Raw genomic sequence first — 2,461 nt, forward strand, 5'->3', positions numbered from 1 at the left:
ACGTCCTCTCCGACGAGCTGCCCTTCGTGACCGGGTCGATCGGGCTGCTGGGCACGCGTCCCAGCTACGAGATGATGCAGGACTGCGACACCCTGCTCACCGTCGGCTCGAACTTCCCCTACACCCAGTTCATGCCGCCGTTCGAGCAGGCCCGCGCCATCCAGATCGACGTCGACGGCCGGTTCATCGGCATGCGGTACCCGTACGAGCTGAACATCGTGGCCGACGCCCGCGAGGCCCTGCGCGCCCTGATCCCGCTAGTGAACCGCAAGGAGGACCGGAGCTGGCGCGAGTCCGTCGAGGGCAACGTCGCCCACTGGTGGAACACCGTCCAGCGGCGGGCCATGACCGACTCGGAGCGCCCCGGCACGGTGAACCCCATGCGGATGGTGTGGGAGCTCTCCGCCCTCGTGCCCGACGACGCCATCGTGGCCGCCGACTCGGGCTCGGCCGCCAACTGGTACGCCCGGCACCTGAAGATGCGCGGACGAATGCGGGGCTCGCTGTCGGGCACCCTCGCCACCATGGGGCCGGGGGTTCCCTATGTGATCGGAGCCAAGTTTGCCCATCCGGACCGGCCGGTCGTGGCGCTGGTCGGGGACGGGGCCATGCAGATGAACGGGATGGCCGAGCTGATCACCGTCCACCGGTACTGGAAGGAGTGGTCCGATCCCCGCTTCGTCGTGGCGGTGATCCACAACGACGACCTCAACCAGGTGACGTGGGAGATGCGCGCCATGGAGGGGGCGCCGAAGTTCGCGGAGTCCCAGACCCTGCCGGACGTCTCCTACGCGTCGTTCGCGGCCAGCCTCGGGTTCGAGGCCATCGAGGTCCGTGACGCCGACCAGCTGGCTCCGGCCTGGCGCCGGGCCTTCGCCGCCGGGCGCCCCGCCCTCCTCGACGTGCACTGCGACCCCGACGTGCCCCCGATACCGCCCCACGCCACCTTCGAGCAGATGAAGGAGGCGGCGCGGGCGCTGCTGTCCGGGGACGAGGACGCCCGCGGCGTGCTGCGCACCGGGATCAAGCAGAAGCTGCAGGAGTTCCTGCCCGGTCAGAAGGGCTGAGGCGTGCGCAGGACCCTCCGGGCGGGCAGCCTGGTTGCCTCGGCCGTCACCGACATCCGGACCGGCCGCTTCGAGCGCTCGCTTGCCGGCCTGGCGGCCGTCGGGGCCCTGATCACGACCGGGGAGATCTTCCTCAATCACGACAGCGCCAGCTTCGGCAACAAGATGATGTGGTGGCCGGTCGTCGTGGTCCCGACGGTGGCGCCGGCCGGGATCGCCGCCGTCTTCAGCCGGCGGGCGGCCCACACGGTGCTCCCGCTCGCCTCGGCGGCGGTGGTGGCCAACGGTCTCCAGGGGACCTACCTGCACTGGCGGGGCATCCTCCAGAAGCCCGGGGGCCGGCGCAATCTCGCCTACAACCTGGAGATGGGGCCGCCGGCCTTCGCCCCCCTCCTGGCCAGCATGGTCGGCGGCATGGGCCTGCTGGCCGCCCTCCTCCGCCGGGAGGGGGACTGATGCCGATCCGGGCCCGCCGGGGGACGACCCCGGGGGAGAAGGGGCGGTTCCCCGACTTCGACGTGCTCGACGAGGTCCCCCGCTGGGACGAGGTGACCGCCGGGGTGGTGCTGGCCCGGCTCGACCCGTTCCCCGACCACAGCTTCTTCAGCCCCCCCGAGTTCGCCACCCTGAAGGCGCTGCTCGACGTGCTGCTCGGCCAGCGCGACGAACCCCGGGTGCCGGTGGCCCGGATGGTCGACCAGCGGCTGGCTCTCGGGGAGACCGACGGCTGGTTCTACGAGGACATGCCGCCCGACGGAGAGGCGTGGCGCCAGACCGTCGGCTTCATCGACCTCGACGCCCGCACCCGGTTCGGCCGGGAGCTCGCGGCGCTGGAGTGGCACCAGCAGGCGGAGCTGGTCCAGGCGGTGCAGGACGCCGAGGACTACCACGGCCTGAAGGGCGGCCACGTCTGGTCGCTGTGGACGCGCTACGCGTGCGCGGCGTTCTACTCCCATCCGTGGGCCTGGAACGAGATCGGCTTCGGGGGCCCCGCCTACCCGCGCGGCTACAAGGCCATCGGCGTCGACAAGCGGGAGCGGTGGGAGCGCCCTGAGGTCGACGCCCGGGATCCGGTGCCCTGGGCGGAGCGGGTGGAGCAGGCCCGGCGCGCCCACGAGTTCGGTCTCTCCGACGACAGGTGAGGGTCAGCTACTCCTCCCTGCGACGGCGCAACGAGTCGGCGTGGCTCGTGCCGAACGGCGGTACGGGCATCGACGACCGGCTGCGCACCGGGATGGCCCGGTTCGACGACGACGACGAGCTCGACTGCGTGGTCGTGGGATGCGGCGCCGGCGGCGCCACCCTTCTCCAGCGCCTGGCCCGGGCCGGATGGCGGGTGGCGGCTCTCGACGCCGGGCCGTTCTGGGACCCCGACACCGACTGGGTCAGCGACG

4 protein-coding genes are annotated in these 2,461 nt (G+C 72.0%); all 4 read left to right on the top strand.

What is annotated here, in order from left to right:
* The coding region (locus tag VFW24_14615; protein ID HEX5267995.1) for a thiamine pyrophosphate-dependent enzyme at window positions 1-1,067 on the top strand (1,067 nt) is incomplete at its 5' end.
* 3 nt (window positions 1,068-1,070) lie between these two features.
* Window positions 1,071-1,523 (top strand): hypothetical protein, encoded by a 453-nt coding sequence (locus VFW24_14620; protein ID HEX5267996.1) that lies wholly within the window; start codon window positions 1,071-1,073, stop codon window positions 1,521-1,523.
* Window positions 1,523-2,209, top strand: a complete 687-nt coding sequence (locus tag VFW24_14625) for a gluconate 2-dehydrogenase subunit 3 family protein (GenBank protein ID HEX5267997.1) — start codon at window positions 1,523-1,525, stop codon at window positions 2,207-2,209. Before VFW24_14620 ends, VFW24_14625 begins: the two co-directional genes overlap by 1 nt.
* The coding region (locus tag VFW24_14630; protein ID HEX5267998.1) for a hypothetical protein at window positions 2,206-2,461 on the top strand (256 nt) is incomplete at its 3' end. The genes VFW24_14625 and VFW24_14630, both read left to right, overlap by 4 nt.

It is taken from the genome of Acidimicrobiales bacterium (genome assembly GCA_036273495.1).
Classification (GTDB): domain Bacteria; phylum Actinomycetota; class Acidimicrobiia; order Acidimicrobiales; family JAJPHE01; genus DASSEU01.

Coding starts and splice junctions, on each gene's coding strand:
- VFW24_14625 (HEX5267997.1), top strand. CDS start 1,523: ATGCCGATCCGGGCCCGCCGGGGGACGACCCCGGGGGAGAAGGGGCGG.